The sequence below is a fragment of the Streptomyces sp. 7N604 genome (assembly GCF_052245475.1).
Lineage (GTDB): Bacteria > Actinomycetota > Actinomycetes > Streptomycetales > Streptomycetaceae > Streptomyces.
The window spans coordinates 1-14,948 of sequence record NZ_JBQQBX010000034.1 but is presented as its reverse complement, the minus strand read 5'-3'; the positions used below and the strand labels follow the sequence as shown (position 1 = coordinate 14,948).

The following is a 14,948-nucleotide window of genomic DNA, read 5'->3' as shown; positions in this document are numbered from 1 at the left end:
CGGCCCATTTGCTTCTCAGCAGCGTTTCCACTGGTCAGAGGTGCTGACGTGGCGAGGCGCCCCACCGTGGGCGGGGCGCCCCTCAGTCATATGTCCGGCCGAGGAAGACGTGCCCGTATCGCCTCCGGCGACGGACCGCCCTCCGGTCCCGCGGAGCACCCGGTCGCCCGGATCCCGATGCCACGGGCCCCGGTGCCACGGGTCCCGGTCGTACGGACCCCGGTGCCACGGGTCCCGGTCGTACGGACCCCGGTGCTCCGGATCATGCCGCGCCTCTCGAGCGGCGCCGCAGGACCATGACGCCACCGCCCGCCGCGAGCGCGACGAGCCCGGCACCTCCCGCGAACTCCGCGTCGCTCATCCCGCCGGCCCCGCCGCCCTCGCCTGCGTGCGAGCCCCTGGTCGGCCCGACCTGCACCCGGTCGAAGAACCTCGTCCCGTCACCGCACCGGATGGTGACCCGGTACTTGCCTCGGGCGTGCCAGAAGACCTTCGCGTGCGTGGCGAGGTAGTGGACCCTCGGCCTCAGCCTGACCGTGCCGAAGGCGCCGGAGTACGCGGTCGCCCCCTGGCGGAGGTCGCAGCGGCGGTCGTCGCTGATCCACAGGGTCTGGCCGGGGCGTGCCCAGTGCGGGTTGGCGGAGGCCACGGCGGCAGGAGCGGTGAGACCGACGAGGGCGGTCGCGGCCGCGGCGGTGGCGAAGACGCGAGCAGGACGCATGGGTGCCTCCGGGTGCCGGCCGTGACCCCTGTGGCCACCTCGGGAAGTTCCGGCACAGCACCGATGCAAAGCGAGGAATCCGCGGGCCGCGACGCGAGATCCTTTCCCGGCCACCGCCCGGTCACCCTGATGCCACATCAGATACGAGGCGTCGCCCGCGGCCTTTTCGCAGCGCTGACGGCGTGTCATGGGTGAAGGGCGGACGGCCGCACGAACCCCCGGGCGGCGGTCCCCGCACGAGTGACGCCCTGTCAGGCTGCTCGGAAGGCCCGGAGCAGGTCCGGGAGGCTCGGACCGCGAGGTCAGCGGTCGGCGTGCAGGACCGCGTAGATCATGACCAACGCGACGAGGTGGATCGCGAAGAAGAAATAGGCCACCCGCCACCAAAGGTGGTGGGACAGCTTTCGCTCGTCCGATGAGTCCATGACGGGCCCTGTCCCTTCCTTGTCGTCGCTATGTCGGCGCCGGTGGCCGGGGCACCCCGCGCTCGCGGGGGTCCGGCGGTCCGGCGGTCCGGCGGTCCGGCGGTCCGGCGGTCCGGCGGTCCGGCGGTCCGCGATTAACCCTACGGCCGCTCCGCCGACAGGTAGCGCCGGGCCATCGGGGCCGGCCGGGCCACCCTCTCCAGCCGCGTCATCTCGGCGGCGGGCGGGACCGTAGTACGTACTCCGCACTCTTCATGGCCATGCCACGAATCGCCCGACGCCGGGCGGGCCGGGCCTCAGTCGATGACGTGCCGCAAGTAGGCGTTCGGGTCGGCCAGATATCGGCGCCAGTGGTCGACGATGGCCAGGTCCTGCCACTCCGCGGAGCGCATGCCGTGCTCGCCGACCTCGACGATCTCCGCACCCGGCATCGCGGTCAGCAGCGGTGAGTGGGTGGCGCAGATGACCTGCGCGCCCATGCGGCCCAACTCGTACAGCACTCCGACGAGTTGCAGACACGAGGCGAAGGACAGCGCGGCCTCCGGCTCGTCCAGAACATACAGGCCCCTCTGGTGGAACTTGTCACGGAACGTGGCCAGAAATCCCTCGCCGTGACTCACCTGGTCCACCCGCACCGACAGGCCCTTGCCCGCCGCCTCGCTGCGCAGCGCGTCCAGCGCGGTCTCCGCCCGCAGAAAGAAGCCCTTCCGACTGGTGCGCGGCCCCCGCACCATCCGGCGGCCCGCCGCCGTGGCGTCGAAGCGAAGGCGCGTCCCGAGCGGCGACGGCTGCCGCGAACTGGCGTATCGGTAGCCGGCCGAGCCGCCGTACGAGTCGAGCCCGTACGCCTCGGCGAGCGCCTCGACGAGCGTCGACTTCCCCGAGCCGTTCTCCCCGACCAGGAACGTGATGGGTGCGGTGAAGCGCAGGCCGCCGTCCAGCAACTGCCGCACGCACGGCACGGACCACGGCCACGCGGCCCGGTCGTACTCGCTGCTGTCCGGAAGGTGCGCATACGCGCGGTCTATGAGCATGCCCCGACATTCTCACACGCGACTGACAGCGCTCCGGGGCTCCGTTCGCGGGGCGCCTGGGCCCGGCGGCGGGGGTCCATAGGCTTGCGGCATGTTCATCGCGCGCTCCGTGGCCCTCTTCGTCCTCGCCGCCCTGCTGGAGATCGGCGGGGCCTGGCTGGTGTGGCAGGGCGTGCGGGAACACCGGGGCTGGGCCTGGATCGGTGCCGGTGTCATCGCCCTCGGCGCGTACGGGTTCGTCGCCACACTCCAGCCGGACGTGCACTTCGGCCGCATCCTGGCCGCGTATGGCGGGGTGTTCGTGGCCGGGTCGCTCGCCTGGGGCGTGGTCGCGGACGGCTACCGTCCGGACCGCTACGACGTGGCCGGTGCGCTGATCTGCCTCACCGGAGTCGCCGTGATCATGTACGCGCCGCGGGCCCGCTGACCGGAATATTCTTCGTACGGACCGACAACGCCGCGCCGCAGGAGGCTTCATGTCCACCGTCCCGACCGCCGTCATCACCGGTGCGAGCAGCGGTATCGGCGCCGCGACCGCGCGGCGGCTGGCAGCCGCCGGCTACCGCGTCGTCCTCACCGCCCGCCGCAAGGACCGCATCGAGGCGCTGGCCGCCGAGCTGACCGAGGCGGGGCACGAAGCGGTGCCGTACGCCCTGGACGTCACCGACCGCGCGGCCGTCGAGGCGCTCGCCGCCTCCCTCGACCGCTACGGCCCGGTCCGGGTGCTGGTCAACAACGCGGGCGGCGCGCTCGGCACCGAGCCCGTGGCCTCCGCCGACCCGGCCGACTGGCGCTCGATGTACGAGGTCAACGTCCTCGGCGTGCTCCACATCACGCAGGCCCTGCTCCCCGCCCTCACCGCCTCGGGCGACGGCACCGTCGTCGTCCTCTCCTCCACCGCGGGCCTGGCGACGTACGAGGGCGGTGGCGGCTACGTCGCCGCCAAGCACGGCGCCCATGTCATCGCCGAGACGCTGCGCCTGGAGCTGTGCGGACAGCCGGTGCGGGTCATCGAGATCGCGCCGGGCATGGTGAGGACGGAGGAGTTCGCCCTGACCCGCTACCGCGGCGACCAGGACAAGGCCGCGGCGGTCTACGCGGGCGTGGCCGAGCCGCTCACGGCGGACGACGTGGCGGACACGGTCACCTGGGCGGTGACCCGCCCGCCGCACGTCAACATCGACCTCCTGGTCGTCCGCCCCCGCGCCCAGGCCTCCAACTACAAGGTCCACCGCGAGAGCTGAAGGGCGGAAGGGCGTCAGCCCTTCACGCACACGACCTGCTTCAGCTTCGCCACGACCTCGACCAGGTCCCGCTGCTGGTCCATCACCTTCTCGATGGGCTTGTACGCGCCCGGGATCTCGTCGACCACGCCCGAGTCCTTGCGGCACTCCACACCCCGGGTCTGGTCCTCCAGGTCCCGCGTCGTGAAGCGCCTCTTCGCGGCGTTGCGGCTCATCTTCCGGCCCGCGCCGTGCGAGGCGGAGTTGAACGAGGCCGCGTTCCCGAGCCCGCGGACGATGTACGAGCCCGTGCCCATGGAACCCGGGATGATGCCGTAGTCGCCACTGCCGGCCCGGATCGCGCCCTTGCGGGTCACGAGCAGGTCCATGCCCTCGTACCGCTCCTCCGCCACGTAGTTGTGGTGACAGGAGATGACCTGCTCGAAGGTCGGCTTCGCCTTCTTGAACTCCTTGCGGATCACGTCCTGGAAGAGCCCCATCATGATGGCGCGGTTGTTCCTGGCGTACTCCTGCGCCCAGAACAGGTCGTTCCGGTACGCCGCCATCTGCGGTGTGTCCGCGATGAAGACCGCGAGGTCGCGGTCGACCAGGCCCTGGTTGTGCGGCAGCTTCTGCGCCTCGCCGATGTGGAACTCGGCCAGCTCCTTGCCGATGTTCCGGGAGCCGGAGTGGAGCATGAGCCAGACGGCACCCGTCGTATCCACACAGAGTTCGACGAAGTGGTTGCCGGAGCCGAGCGTTCCCATCTGCTTCGTGGCCCGCTCCTCACGGAACTTGACCGCGTCCGCGACCCCCTGGAACCGTGCCCAGAAGTCGTCCCACCCCGCCGTCGGGAAGCCGTGCAGCCGCCCCGGGTCCACCGGGTCGTCGTGCATCCCGCGCCCCACGGGAATCGCCTGCTCGATCTTCGAGCGCAGCCGGGACAGGTCGCCGGGCAGGTCGTTCGCGGTCAGCGAGCTCTTCACCGCGCTCATGCCGCAGCCGATGTCGACGCCGACCGCCGCAGGGCAGACCGCACCGTGCATCGCGATCACCGAGCCGACCGTCGCCCCCTTGCCGTAGTGCACATCGGGCATGACGGCCAGGCCCTTGATCCACGGCAGCGTCGCGACGTTATGCAGCTGCTGCATCGCGCCGCCCTCGACCGTCGCCGGGTCGGTCCACATCCGGATCGGCACCCGCGCGCCGGGCACTTCGGTGTACGCCATGAGGTCCTCAATTCCCCCGTAAAAACAGAAACCGCAAAAGCCGGACTTATCGCCAGCTTCTCGACAAGGACCCAGCAGGCGCGGCAGTGCGTGCGATACAACATTGTGTCCAGCGCCCGCCGACCGGCGGCAACCAGTTTTCCTCCGAAGGGAGCCGCAGACCGTGCAGCGAAGGCCGTACGCACCAGGCACCGCCCTGGCCGCCGCGCTGCTCGCCGCGGGGCTCACGACCGGCCTCACCGGACTCACCGGCTGCACCGGCGGCTCCGGCGGCGGCTCCCCGCAGGACTCCAAGCCGGGCGATCCCGCCGCCACCGCGCCCGCCGCCGAGCCCGGCAAGTACCGCACCCTCGACGACCCCTGCGGCGCCGTCGAGCCCGGCACGCTCCGCGCGCTGCTGCCCGGCCTCGAGGACCTCGAGGAGGAGGAGCGGGAGAAGGGGTACGAGGGCCAGGCGGCCATCACGTACGACACGGACCGCCGCGTCGGCTGCCGCTGGCAGGCCGAGTCGCCGGAGGGCACCCGCCACCTCAGCATCGACTTCGAGCGCGTCGTGTCGTACGACCCGGCCGTCAGCGACGAGGACCGCGCGCAGGAGCTCTACGACAAGAAGGCCACGGCCGCGGACATCCCCGCGGTCGCTTCGGACAGCGACGACCCGGACAGCGACGCCCCGGACTCCTCCACGCCCGCATCCCCCTCCCCCTCCGCCTCCAACGAAGCGGACAAGACTGACGAACCGGACAACGGCGAGAGTGAGAAAGACAACAAGGTCGCCGCCAACGGTTCCGCGAACACGTCCTCCGGAAGCTCCACGCCCTCCGGCGACCCGGGCGACGACCCCGCCACGGCCCCCCGCCCCCTCGACGACCTCGCCGACGTCGCGTACCTCGACGACCGCCTGGTCACAGCCGATTCCGGCGTCCACCGCGACATCGCCGTCGTCTTCCGGGCGTCCAACGTCATCGTCACGGTCGAGTACGACCGGTGGTCCGCCGCCCAGTCCGACGTCCCGGAGAGCGGGGACCTTCAGACCAAGGCCCTTCGCCTGGCCGAGGAGCTCGTCGAGCGCTTCGGCTAATAGCCTTGCGGACGAAACGGACGCAGTACGGCCGCCCGTCATGTGGATGACATGGACGATATGGACGACGACCGACGACACGACGACCGACGACGGAAGAGCGAAGTAACCATGCACAGATCAGCCCAGCGACCCGCCAAGCGACCCGCTCCGCGCCTCGCGCGCCTCCTCGCGTGCGCAGCAGTCGTACCGGTGATGCTCGTCGCCGGCTGCTCCTTGCTCCCGGACTCCGGCGACGACACCAAGGGCTCGGACGCGGGCGGCGGCACCGAGAAGTCGGCCGAGCCCAGCGCGACGCCGACGCCTGAGCCCGCGAAGTACGCCAAGCTGCCCCGCCCGTGCACGGCACTCACCAAGAAGACCGTCGGGAACCTCGTACCCAAGGCGAAGAACAAGTCCGGTACGGTCGGCAAGTCCGCCGACATCGACGCGCGCGGCACCTGCTCCTGGAACGGGCTCGACGGCTTCCAGTACCGCTGGCTGGACATCTCCTTCCAGCGCTTCGAGTCCGACCCCACCCTGGGCAGCGGCGAGAGCCGCGCCAAGGAGTACTTCACCAAGCAGGTCGACAGCTCGAAGCCGGCAAAGGGCGCCAAGGACCTCAAGACCGGTACGGCCGCGGGGGTCGGCGACCAGGCGGCGACTCTCACGTACGCCGTGAAGAAGGACCGCGAAGACTTCAGGAACCAGACCGTCATCGCCCGCACGGCCAACGTCGTCATCACCCTCAACTACAACGGCGCGGGCTACGAGGACGCGAAGACGCCGAAGGCCGCCGACATGCTCAAGGACGCACAGAGCGCCGCCAAGGAGGCCGCCGCGGCCGTCGCGAAGGTGGGCACGGCGAGCCGGCCCAGCGCCTGAAGCGCCGAGAAACACGAGCGGGCAACGCGCGTACGTAGGCCGTAAATCAGCTGAAACGGCGACCCGGTGCCCGGATCCCGCGCGGACCCGGGCACCGCGGCGCCCCCGCGTATGCCAGGCTGTGGGCCGCCGGATTCCGAAGCCGGTCCGGATGCCGAAGGCTGTTGGTTGGAGGGGATCGCGGGATGGCCGCGCCGAACGCGATGAAGCTGACACGCACACACCGGATACTCATCGGCGTGGTCGTCGCCGGCGCGCTCGTCATCGCGGCGATCGGCTTCGCCGGCTCGTACGCGGCCGTGCGCGACCTCGCCGAGAAGAAGGGCTTCGGCAACTTCTCGCTCGTCTTCCCCATCGGCATCGACGCCGGGATCGTCGTCCTGCTCGCCCTGGACCTGCTGCTGACCTGGATCCGGATCCCGTTCCCGCTGCTGCGCCAGACCGCCTGGCTGCTGACGGCCGCGACCATCGCCTTCAACGGCGCCGCGGCCTGGCCCGACCCCCTCGGCGTCGGCATGCACGCCGTCATCCCGGTCCTCTTCGTCGTCGCCATCGAAGCCGCCCGGCACGCGATCGGCCGGATCGCCGACATCACCGCGGACCGGCACATGGAGTCGGTACGCATCGCGCGCTGGCTGCTCGCCTTCCCCTCCACCTTCCGGCTGTGGCGCCGCATGAAGCTGTGGGAGCTGCGCAGTTACGACGAGGTCATCAGGCTCGAGCAGGACCGCCTCGTCTACCAGGCCCGCCTCCGCGCCCGCTACGGCCGCGCCTGGCGCCGCAAGGCGCCCGTGGAGTCCCTCATGCCGCTGAAGCTGGCGCGGTACGGCATACCGCTGGCCGAGACCGGTCCCGCCGGCCTCGCCGCGGCCGGGATCGACCCGCCCGTCCTGCTGGCCGAACGTGCCGCTCAGGGGGCCCCGGCGCCGGAACTCGCGCAACGGGAGGCGACGGACCGCCGGTCGCTGACCGCGGGCGGCGGGGACGGGACGGAGACCGGGGCCGGGGCCGGGACCGGGACCGGGCGCGGTCTCGGGCTCGGGCAGACCGCCGAGGAGTACGCCTCTGGGGCGTACGGCGATCCGTACGCCCCAGAGGTCTCCGACGCCGCGGCGGACCGTCAGGACGCCCTCCAGACGCCCGCACGGCACCAGCCACCACCCGCCCCCGCGACGTACGCGGCCGAGTCCGACGCCCCGCACGTCACCGTTCCGGTCGGCCCGGGCCGCTACCGGGCGCTGGGCCAGGCCCAGTTGAACGGTCACTCCGCCTTCGTGCCGTCGCCGCGCGCCACCGCGCAGGAGCCGCAGGAACAGCTCTTCGTCGAGCCCGCGCCGGCGCCCGAGGACTACCCCGCGCCCGAGGCCGGTGACGACCCCACCGGCTTTCCCGACGGAGTCCCGCACGAAGAGGTCTACTTCGAGGCGTACCGCGGCTTCATAGCGGAACAGGGCAACCGCCCCACCGCCCGCCAGCTCTCCCGCGCCCTCCACGACCGCTTCGGGGTCACCAACCGCGACGGCAGCCTGCTGAGCGAGAACTACCTGCGCACCTACCTGCGCGAGCTGCGCGACCGCTACGAGACGGAAATGGGAATGGCGGGCTGAACCCCCGGTTGTGCCCACCCGTTCCGCCCCGGCGGAACGAATGCCCACAACCGGCCGTTACGCTACGCCCCCAAGAGCTTCCGTACGCGGTCCGCCCCCACCGCCAGCAGCAGCGTCGGCAGCCGCGGCCCCGTGTCGCGCCCCACCAGCAGCCGGTAGAGCAGCGCGAAGAACGACCGCTGCGCCACCTTCAGCTCCGGCGTCGGCTTCGCGTCCGGCGCGAGCCCCGCCTGGATCTTCGGCACCCCGTACACCAGCGCCGTGAGACCGTCCAGCGACCAGTGCTCGTCGAGCCCGTCCAGCAGCAGCCGCAGCGACTCCCGCTCCCCTTCGCCCAGCGAGGCCAGCAGCTCGGTGTCCGGCTCCTCCCGGACCCGCGTGCGGGACTCGGCCGGCACCTGCGTGGTGATCCACCGCTCGGCCTTGTCGAGCCGCGGCCGGGTCTCGTCCAGCGACGTGATCGGGTCGGCCGGGTCGAGGTCCCGCAGAATCCGCAGCGTCTGCTCGTCGTGCCCGGTGGTGATGTCGACGACCGAGGCGAGCGTCCGGTACGGCAGCGGCCGCGGCGTCCGCGGCAGCTCACCCGCGGCCGTACGCGTCGCGCGGCTGTACGCGGCCGCGTCCGCCGGCTGCGCGCCGCCCTCCGCGACCTTCCGCTCCAGCGCGTCCCACTCGTCGTAGAGCCGCTGGATCTCCTGGTCGAAGGCGATCTTGAAGGACTGGTTGGGCTTGCGCCGCGCGTACAGCCAGCGCAGCAGCGGCGCCTCCATGATCTCCAGCGCGTCGGCCGGGGTCGGCACCCCGCCCTTGGAGCTCGACATCTTGGCCATGCCGCTGATGCCGACGAAGGCGTACATCGGCCCGATCGGCTGCTCGCCGCCGAAGACCTCCCGGACGATCTGCCCGCCGACCACGTACGACGAGCCCGGCGAGGAGTGGTCGACGCCGGACGGCTCGAAGATCACGCCCTCGTAGGCCCAGCGCATGGGCCAGTCGACCTTCCAGACCAGCTTGCCGCGGTCGTGCTCGGAGAGCCGCACGGTCTCGGCGTGCCCGCAGGCGCAGGTGTACGACAGCTCGGTCGTCGCGTCGTCGTACGCCGTGACCGTCGTCAGGTCGCGCTCGCAGACCGAGCAGTACGGCTTGTACGGGAAGTAGCCCGCGGCGGCCTTGCCGTCGTCCTCGGTCGCGGCACCCGAGCCCTCCGCCGCGGCCTCGGCGGCCGCCGCGTCCGCCTCGTCGAGCTTGCCCTTCTGCTGCTGCTTCGGCTGCGCCTTCTTCTTCGCCTCCGCGACCTTGTCCTTCGTCCGGTAGCGGTCGAGGATCTCGTCGATCCGCTCGCGCTCGCGCATGGCGAAGAGGATCTGCTCGCGGTAGGCCCCCGAGGTGTACTTCTCGGTCTGGCTGATGCCGTGGAACTCGATCCCGAGCTCCTCAAGTGCCTTGATCATCGGTGCCTTGAAGTGCTCGGCCCAGTTCGCGTACGAGCTGCCGGGCGGGGCGGGCACGGAGGTCAGCGGCTTGCCGATGTGCTCGGACCAGGACGGGTCGACACCGGCCGGCACCTTCCGGAACCGGTCGTAGTCGTCCCACGACAGGATGTGCACGCACGCGTGTCCGCGCCGCCGGATCTCGTCCGCGACGAGGTGCGGGGTCATGACCTCGCGAAGGTTGCCCAGGTGGATCGGCCCGGACGGGCTGAGGCCCGAGGCGCAGACGATCGGTTTGCCGGGGGCGCGGCGCTCCGCCTCGGCAATGACCTCGTCCGCGAACCTGGAGACCCAGTCGGTCTCAGTGCTCTGAGCCACGATCGGCACTTCCTTCTTGATTCTCTGCTCGACAGCCTGGCGCCCCCATTGTCCCAGACCGAAATTCACTGGCGGCGCCATGGGATACTGGCGTCAATCCCCTTCCACACCAACGGAACGGTACGTATCCATGGCCTCGGTCCCTTCCCTCGCCGCTTCGGTCAACCAGCGCGTCGCGGACGCCCTCTCGGCTGCCCTGCCGGAGGCCGGCTCCGCCGACCCGCTGCTGCGACGCAGCGACCGTGCGGACTTCCAGGCCAACGGCGTGCTGGGCCTGGCCAAGAAGCTGAAGGGGAACCCGCGGGAGCTGGCGGCCAAGGTCGTCGACCGGCTCTCGGCCGACGACGTCCTGGCGGGCGTCGAGGTCTCGGGCCCCGGCTTCCTCAACATCGCGGTCACCGACTCCGCGATCACCTCCACGCTCGCCGCGCGGGCCGCCGACGACCGCCTGGGCGTTCCGTACGCGGAGCGGCCGGGCACCACCGTGATCGACTACTCCCAGCCCAACGTGGCCAAGGAGATGCACGTCGGGCACCTGCGCTCCACCGTGATCGGCGACGCGATCGTGCAGATCCTGGAGCACCGCGGCGATACGGTGATCCGGCGCCACCACATCGGCGACTGGGGCACCCAGTTCGGCATGCTCATCCAGTACCTGATCGAGCACCCGCACGAGCTGGACCACGAGTCGGACGCCGCGAACGGCGACGGAGAGGGCGAGGCGGCCATGTCCCGCCTCAACCGCCTCTACAAGGCGTCCCGCGCCCTCTTCGACTCCGACGAGGACTTCAAGACCCGCGCCCGCCGGCGGGTCGTCGACCTCCAGGCCGGCGACGCCGAGACCCTCGCCCTCTGGCACAAGATCGTCGATGAGTCGAAGATCTACTTCCAGGGCGTGTACCACAAGCTGGACGTCGAGATCCGCGACGAGGACATCGTCGGCGAGAGCGCGTACAACGACATGCTCGTCGAGACCTGCAAGCTGCTGGAGGAGTCGGGCGTCGCGGTCCGCTCCCAGGGCGCGCTGTGCGTCTTCTTCGACGACATCAAGGGCCAGGACGGCACGCCCGTCCCGCTCATCGTCCAGAAGGCCGACGGCGGCTTCGGCTACGCGGCGACCGACCTCGCCGCGATCCGCGACCGTACGGGACGGCTGAAGGCCGGCACCCTGCTCTACGTGGTGGACGCCCGCCAGGCGCTGCACTTCCGGATGGTCTTCGAGACCGCCCGCCGGGCGGGCTGGCTGACCGACGAAGTCACCGCCGCGCACCTCCAGTTCGGCACGGTCCTCGGCAAGGACGGCAAGCCGTTCAAGACGCGTGAGGGCGAGACGGTCCGGCTGGTCGACCTGCTCGACGAGGCGATCGACCGGGCGGCCCAGGTCGTGGCGGAGAAGGCCCCGGACCTGACGGAGGCGGAGGTCGCGGAGCGGGCCGCCCAGGTCGGCATCGGCGCCGTGAAGTACGCGGACCTGTCGAACTCGATGACCCGGGACTACGTTTTCGACCTGGACCGGATGGTCTCGCTGAACGGCGACACCAGCGTCTACCTGCAGTACGCGTACGCCCGTATCCAGTCGATCATCCGCAAGGCGGGCGACACCGCCCGCCCGCAGGCCCACCCGGACCTGCCGCTCTCCCCCGCCGAGCGGGCCCTCGGCCTGCACCTGGACGAGTTCGCGGAGTCCCTGGCGGGCGTCGCCGAGACGTACGAGCCGCACAAGCTGGCCGCGTACCTCTACCAACTGGCCTCGTTCTACACGACCTTCTACGACCAGTGCCCGGTACTGAAGGCCGAGACCCCGGAGACGGTCGAGAACCGCCTCTTCCTGTGCGACCTCACGGCCCGCACGCTCCACCAGGGCATGTCCCTGCTGGGCATCCGCACGCCGGAGCGGCTCTGACCCTTCGGCCATGACATGACGAGAGCCCCTGCCGGTCCGCTACCGGCAGGGGCTCTCGGGGCTCTCGGTCAGAAGTCGGTGGTGTCGAGTGTCAAGTCGAACGGGGACGGCAGCTGTACCGGCGTGCCGAAGGGGTACGGTCCCTCGACGCGGGTGTAGCCCAGTTTTCCGGGCTCGGAGAACAAGGTGCACGCCCCCTCCTGCCGGTCGACCAGCAGATACAGCGGAGCGCCGTACTCCGCGTACCGGCGGCGCTTGACCGTGCGGTCGGTGTCGCCATTGGAGTCACTGGTGACCTCGACGATCAGCAACGTCTGATCAGGGAGCAGCGCGCCTTCAGTCTTCGCAAGCTCGGCCGGCACCACCGCCAGGTCGGGGACGTACCAGTTGGATGACCCCGGCAGATCGAGGTTCCCCGACCCGGCCCGCAGACCCAGCTCACGCAAGCGGGGGCCGAGCTGCTCTCGGATCAGGTCCGCCGCATTCTCGTGTGCCCAGGTCGGCGACACCGGCTCGATCGCTCCCTCGACGATCTGGGCACGGTCGCCCTTGATGTGCTGCACCGCGTACTTCAGCGCGGATTCCGGATCGACGTCCGCGTAGTCGTGCGACATGGCGCTCATCGGGCGTTCTCCCTCTGCGGGTGACAGCGGCGCGGCAGGGGCACCTCCTCTGCATCGTATGAGCGCCGCCGGAATCAGGGCGGCCCGTACGTGGCGTTTTCACCCGAACTCGCACCAGACGATCTTGCCCGGGGCGCGCTCGCCGACGCCCCACTTGTCGGCCAGCGCCTCTACGAGCAGCAGGCCCCGACCGGACTCGTCCCGCTCCCCCGTCTCCGGGATGCGCGGGTGACCCCCGCCGCTGTCGTGCACCTCGACGCGGAGCGGGCCGCCGTCTCCGTCCAGTGACAGGAACAGCCTGAAGCCGCGCCCCGGCGGCACCCCGTGCAGCAGCGCATTCGTGGCCAACTCGCTCACGCAGAGTAACACCTCGTCCGACCGCCCGCCGAGCCCCCAGTCCGCCAGCACCCGTTGGGTGAACTCCCTGGCAGCGGGTACGGACCGGCGGTCGCGGCGGTAGAACTTCTCGCGGAAACAGGGCGGTTCAGTGGTGCCATTCATGACACCATGGTCACTCTCCGCGACTAGGCTGCGCCAGTAGGCAAACCCGTACGGATTGTTTGTACGGGCTGACGGTGAGTAACGTCGGAGCAGGGGTGGGGAGTTGGGGGACATGCACCCACGGAAGAGGAAAAACGCGTCAGCTGTACGACTCGTAGGCGCCCTGGTGGCTCAGTTCCGCCGGGCGGCCCGGCTCACTCAGCGGGAGCTGGCCGAGCGGCTGTGTCTCCACGAGGAGACCATCGCGTCGATCGAGCAGGGCAGGCGCCCGCTGAAGCTGGATCTTGCGGAGGATCTTGACCGCATCCTGGAGACGAAGGGCGCGCTCGCGGTGGCGGTGGAGAACATGCCGGAGGTGGACAAGGTTCCGGTGTGGGCGGAGGAGTACATCGACCACGAGCGCGAGGCAATCGCCCTCTCCTGGTACGAGAATCAGGTCGTCCCGGGCCTGCTCCAAACCGAGCGTTACGCCCGCGCAGTCTTCCGCAGCAGGGTGCCCCTCCTCAGTGAGGAGGAGATCGAGCAACGCGTCGCGACACGTATTGAGCGCCAGGACATCCTGCATCGCAAGGTCCCGCCAAACGTCAGCTTCGTCGTCTCCGAGGCTGCATTGATGGACCGCCTCGGGGGTGAGGACGTGTACAAGGAACAGCTGCAGCACCTGCGCGAATGCGCCGACCTGCCCGGACTCTCCCTCCAGATCATGCCGTTCGGCCAGGAGACCCATGCCGGACTCAACGGGCCATTCATCCTTCTGGAGACCCCCGACCACGACTTGCTCGTCTACACCGAGACCCAGCGCGGCAGCCAGCTGGTTTCTGACCCGGATGAGGTGAGCATCCTCGCGCAGAAGTATGCGATGCTGCGAACACAGGCCCTCAACCCCGCTGAGACGAAGGCCCTGTTGGACCGGCTGCTAGGAGAGCGATGAGCGACGCACTGGAGTGGTTCAAGTCCAGCTACAGCGGCGACGAGGGCGGCGCCTGCGTCGAAGTCGCCTACGCCTGGCGTAAGTCCAGCTACAGCGGCAGCGAAGGCGGCGCCTGCGTCGAGGTCGCCGCCCACCCCGCCGCCGTCCACGTCCGCGACTCCAAGGACCCGGACGGCCCGAACCTCACCTTCACCCCCGACGCCTGGACGTCCTTCGCATCCTGGCTCAATCTGCGCGAACGGCAGGATTGAGCAAGATTAAACAGGATTAAGCCCACAACCCTCCGGGATACTCGACTGTCCCACTGGCGTACCCGTAGTCGACTATCTGGGGGGATACACATGCGACGGTGGGGAACAACACTGGCCGCCCTTGTCCTGGCAGGCGCCGGGCTGGCGGTGACGGCGGTCTCGGCCACCGCTGCCGCGGCGGCACCCGCAGCATCCGCCGCGACCGCGGCGGCCTGCGCGACAGCCTGGGGCAGCGGCGACAAGGCGGACTGGGACAGCGATTACCGGCCGCTGTTGAACGTCAGGACCGGTCGGCACGACTGCTACGACCGGATGGTCTTCGACATCCGCGGTACGAGCGGCGGCCCGATCGGCTACAACGTCCGGTACGTCGACCGGCTGTACCAGGACGGTTCGGGTGACTACATCCCGGTCAGTGGTGGAGCCATTATCGAGATCCGTGTGGCGGCGCCGAGCTATGACCCGGAGACGGGCGCGGTGACGTACCCGGGGCGGTCGGGACAGCCGCTGCCCGGGGTGAACATCGACGGATACCGGACCTTCAAGGACACTCGGTTCGCAGGCAGTTTCGAGGGCGACACCCAGATAGGGCTGGGCGTCCGCGCCCGACTGCCCTTCCGGGTCTTCCAGGTGTCCGACAAGCTCGTGGTCGACGTCGCCCACACCTGGACAACGGCCCGCTGACCCGGACCGGACGGCTCAGCACACGGAAAGCCGGTGGCGGGGGGGGGGGGGGGGGGGAGAGAA

Annotated in this window: 16 protein-coding genes; 9 read left to right on the top strand and 7 right to left on the bottom strand. The window is 70.4% G+C overall.

Translation table 11 applies throughout. The annotated features are described in order from the left end of the window. Positions 1-262: 262 nt before the first annotated feature. The 3 genes from ACTWP8_RS30905 to ACTWP8_RS30895 form a co-directional block, all read right to left on the bottom strand. A complete protein-coding gene (locus ACTWP8_RS30905) occupies positions 263-721 on the bottom strand; it encodes a hypothetical protein (protein WP_443325388.1) in 459 nt (152 codons plus the stop codon). A gap of 302 nt (positions 722-1,023) precedes the next feature. After that, positions 1,024-1,146 carry a hypothetical protein gene (locus ACTWP8_RS30900; protein ID WP_443325387.1) on the bottom strand — a complete coding sequence of 41 codons (123 nt, stop codon included), beginning with the start codon at positions 1,144-1,146 and terminating at the stop codon, positions 1,024-1,026. Between the two features lie 296 nt (positions 1,147-1,442). Further along, entirely contained in the window at positions 1,443-2,180 is a 738-nt protein-coding gene (locus tag ACTWP8_RS30895; RefSeq protein ID WP_443325386.1) for an AAA family ATPase, read from the bottom strand. Positions 2,181-2,271: 91 nt separating this feature from the next. On the opposite strand from ACTWP8_RS30895, the gene ACTWP8_RS30890 reads away from it, so the two are divergent. Beyond that, entirely contained in the window at positions 2,272-2,607 is a 336-nt protein-coding gene (locus ACTWP8_RS30890) for a YnfA family protein (protein WP_443325385.1), read from the top strand. A gap of 49 nt (positions 2,608-2,656) precedes the next feature. Continuing rightward, positions 2,657-3,424 (top strand): SDR family NAD(P)-dependent oxidoreductase, encoded by a 768-nt coding sequence (locus ACTWP8_RS30885; RefSeq protein ID WP_443325384.1) that lies wholly within the window; start codon positions 2,657-2,659, stop codon positions 3,422-3,424. Positions 3,425-3,438: 14 nt separating this feature from the next. Here the strand turns inward: ACTWP8_RS30885 and ACTWP8_RS30880 are convergent, their stop codons facing one another. Beyond that, complete coding sequence (locus tag ACTWP8_RS30880) at positions 3,439-4,632, bottom strand: RtcB family protein (RefSeq protein WP_443325383.1); 1,194 nt, start codon at positions 4,630-4,632, stop codon at positions 3,439-3,441. A 163-nt stretch (positions 4,633-4,795) separates the two neighbouring features. Between ACTWP8_RS30880 and ACTWP8_RS30875 the strand changes: the two genes are divergently transcribed. From ACTWP8_RS30875 to ACTWP8_RS30865, 3 genes are all read left to right on the top strand, one after another. Next, complete coding sequence (locus ACTWP8_RS30875; RefSeq protein WP_443325382.1) at positions 4,796-5,713, top strand: hypothetical protein; 918 nt, start codon at positions 4,796-4,798, stop codon at positions 5,711-5,713. A gap of 111 nt (positions 5,714-5,824) precedes the next feature. After that, a complete protein-coding gene (locus ACTWP8_RS30870) occupies positions 5,825-6,577 on the top strand; it encodes a DUF3558 domain-containing protein (RefSeq protein ID WP_443325381.1) in 753 nt (250 codons plus the stop codon). Between the two features lie 185 nt (positions 6,578-6,762). Then, positions 6,763-8,184, top strand: a complete 1,422-nt coding sequence (locus ACTWP8_RS30865; protein WP_443325380.1) for a DUF2637 domain-containing protein — start codon at positions 6,763-6,765, stop codon at positions 8,182-8,184. Positions 8,185-8,246: 62 nt separating this feature from the next. On the opposite strand, the gene lysS is transcribed toward ACTWP8_RS30865, so the two are convergent. Next, positions 8,247-10,001 (bottom strand): lysine--tRNA ligase, encoded by a 1,755-nt coding sequence (lysS, locus tag ACTWP8_RS30860; RefSeq protein ID WP_443319007.1) that lies wholly within the window; start codon positions 9,999-10,001, stop codon positions 8,247-8,249. 121 nt (positions 10,002-10,122) lie between these two features. Between lysS and argS the strand changes: the two genes are divergently transcribed. Then, positions 10,123-11,895 (top strand): arginine--tRNA ligase, encoded by a 1,773-nt coding sequence (gene argS / locus ACTWP8_RS30855; RefSeq protein ID WP_443325379.1) that lies wholly within the window; start codon positions 10,123-10,125, stop codon positions 11,893-11,895. A gap of 68 nt (positions 11,896-11,963) precedes the next feature. Here argS and ACTWP8_RS30850 read toward each other — a convergent pair whose 3' ends face one another. Together ACTWP8_RS30850 and ACTWP8_RS30845 are read right to left on the bottom strand one after the other, a co-directional pair. Beyond that, a complete protein-coding gene (locus ACTWP8_RS30850) occupies positions 11,964-12,518 on the bottom strand; it encodes a Uma2 family endonuclease (RefSeq protein ID WP_443325378.1) in 555 nt (184 codons plus the stop codon). Positions 12,519-12,617: 99 nt separating this feature from the next. Further along, positions 12,618-13,019 (bottom strand): ATP-binding protein, encoded by a 402-nt coding sequence (locus tag ACTWP8_RS30845; protein WP_443325377.1) that lies wholly within the window; start codon positions 13,017-13,019, stop codon positions 12,618-12,620. Between the two features lie 112 nt (positions 13,020-13,131). Here ACTWP8_RS30845 and ACTWP8_RS30840 point away from each other — a divergent pair, with 112 nt between their 5' ends. The 3 genes from ACTWP8_RS30840 (at position 13,132) to ACTWP8_RS30830 (ending at position 14,885) form a co-directional block, all read left to right on the top strand. Next, complete coding sequence (locus ACTWP8_RS30840; RefSeq protein ID WP_443325376.1) at positions 13,132-13,950, top strand: helix-turn-helix domain-containing protein; 819 nt, start codon at positions 13,132-13,134, stop codon at positions 13,948-13,950. Continuing rightward, positions 13,947-14,201, top strand: a complete 255-nt coding sequence (locus tag ACTWP8_RS30835; RefSeq protein ID WP_443325375.1) for a DUF397 domain-containing protein — start codon at positions 13,947-13,949, stop codon at positions 14,199-14,201. Before ACTWP8_RS30840 ends, ACTWP8_RS30835 begins: the two co-directional genes overlap by 4 nt. Positions 14,202-14,291: 90 nt before the next feature. Then, positions 14,292-14,885 carry an AMIN-like domain-containing (lipo)protein gene (locus tag ACTWP8_RS30830; RefSeq protein WP_443325374.1) on the top strand — a complete coding sequence of 198 codons (594 nt, stop codon included), beginning with the start codon at positions 14,292-14,294 and terminating at the stop codon, positions 14,883-14,885. Positions 14,886-14,948: the final 63 nt, after the last annotated feature.

Excerpts from the sequence above, each read along its gene's own strand:
- ACTWP8_RS30830 (WP_443325374.1), top strand. The coding sequence starts at position 14,292 with ATGCGACGGTGGGGAACAACACTGGCCGCCCTTGTCCTGGCAGGCGCC.
- ACTWP8_RS30865 (WP_443325380.1), top strand. The coding sequence starts at position 6,763 with ATGGCCGCGCCGAACGCGATGAAGCTGACACGCACACACCGGATACTC.
- ACTWP8_RS30850 (WP_443325378.1), bottom strand. The coding sequence starts at position 12,518 with ATGAGCGCCATGTCGCACGACTACGCGGACGTCGATCCGGAATCCGCG.
- ACTWP8_RS30880 (WP_443325383.1), bottom strand. The coding sequence starts at position 4,632 with ATGGCGTACACCGAAGTGCCCGGCGCGCGGGTGCCGATCCGGATGTGG.
- ACTWP8_RS30905 (WP_443325388.1), bottom strand. The coding sequence starts at position 721 with ATGCGTCCTGCTCGCGTCTTCGCCACCGCCGCGGCCGCGACCGCCCTC.
- ACTWP8_RS30840 (WP_443325376.1), top strand. The coding sequence starts at position 13,132 with ATGCACCCACGGAAGAGGAAAAACGCGTCAGCTGTACGACTCGTAGGC.
- ACTWP8_RS30900 (WP_443325387.1), bottom strand. The coding sequence starts at position 1,146 with ATGGACTCATCGGACGAGCGAAAGCTGTCCCACCACCTTTGGTGGCGG.
- ACTWP8_RS30895 (WP_443325386.1), bottom strand. The coding sequence starts at position 2,180 with ATGCTCATAGACCGCGCGTATGCGCACCTTCCGGACAGCAGCGAGTAC.
- ACTWP8_RS30870 (WP_443325381.1), top strand. The coding sequence starts at position 5,825 with ATGCACAGATCAGCCCAGCGACCCGCCAAGCGACCCGCTCCGCGCCTC.
- ACTWP8_RS30890 (WP_443325385.1), top strand. The coding sequence starts at position 2,272 with ATGTTCATCGCGCGCTCCGTGGCCCTCTTCGTCCTCGCCGCCCTGCTG.
- ACTWP8_RS30885 (WP_443325384.1), top strand. The coding sequence starts at position 2,657 with ATGTCCACCGTCCCGACCGCCGTCATCACCGGTGCGAGCAGCGGTATC.
- ACTWP8_RS30835 (WP_443325375.1), top strand. The coding sequence starts at position 13,947 with ATGAGCGACGCACTGGAGTGGTTCAAGTCCAGCTACAGCGGCGACGAG.
- ACTWP8_RS30845 (WP_443325377.1), bottom strand. The coding sequence starts at position 13,019 with ATGAATGGCACCACTGAACCGCCCTGTTTCCGCGAGAAGTTCTACCGC.
- argS (WP_443325379.1), top strand. The coding sequence starts at position 10,123 with ATGGCCTCGGTCCCTTCCCTCGCCGCTTCGGTCAACCAGCGCGTCGCG.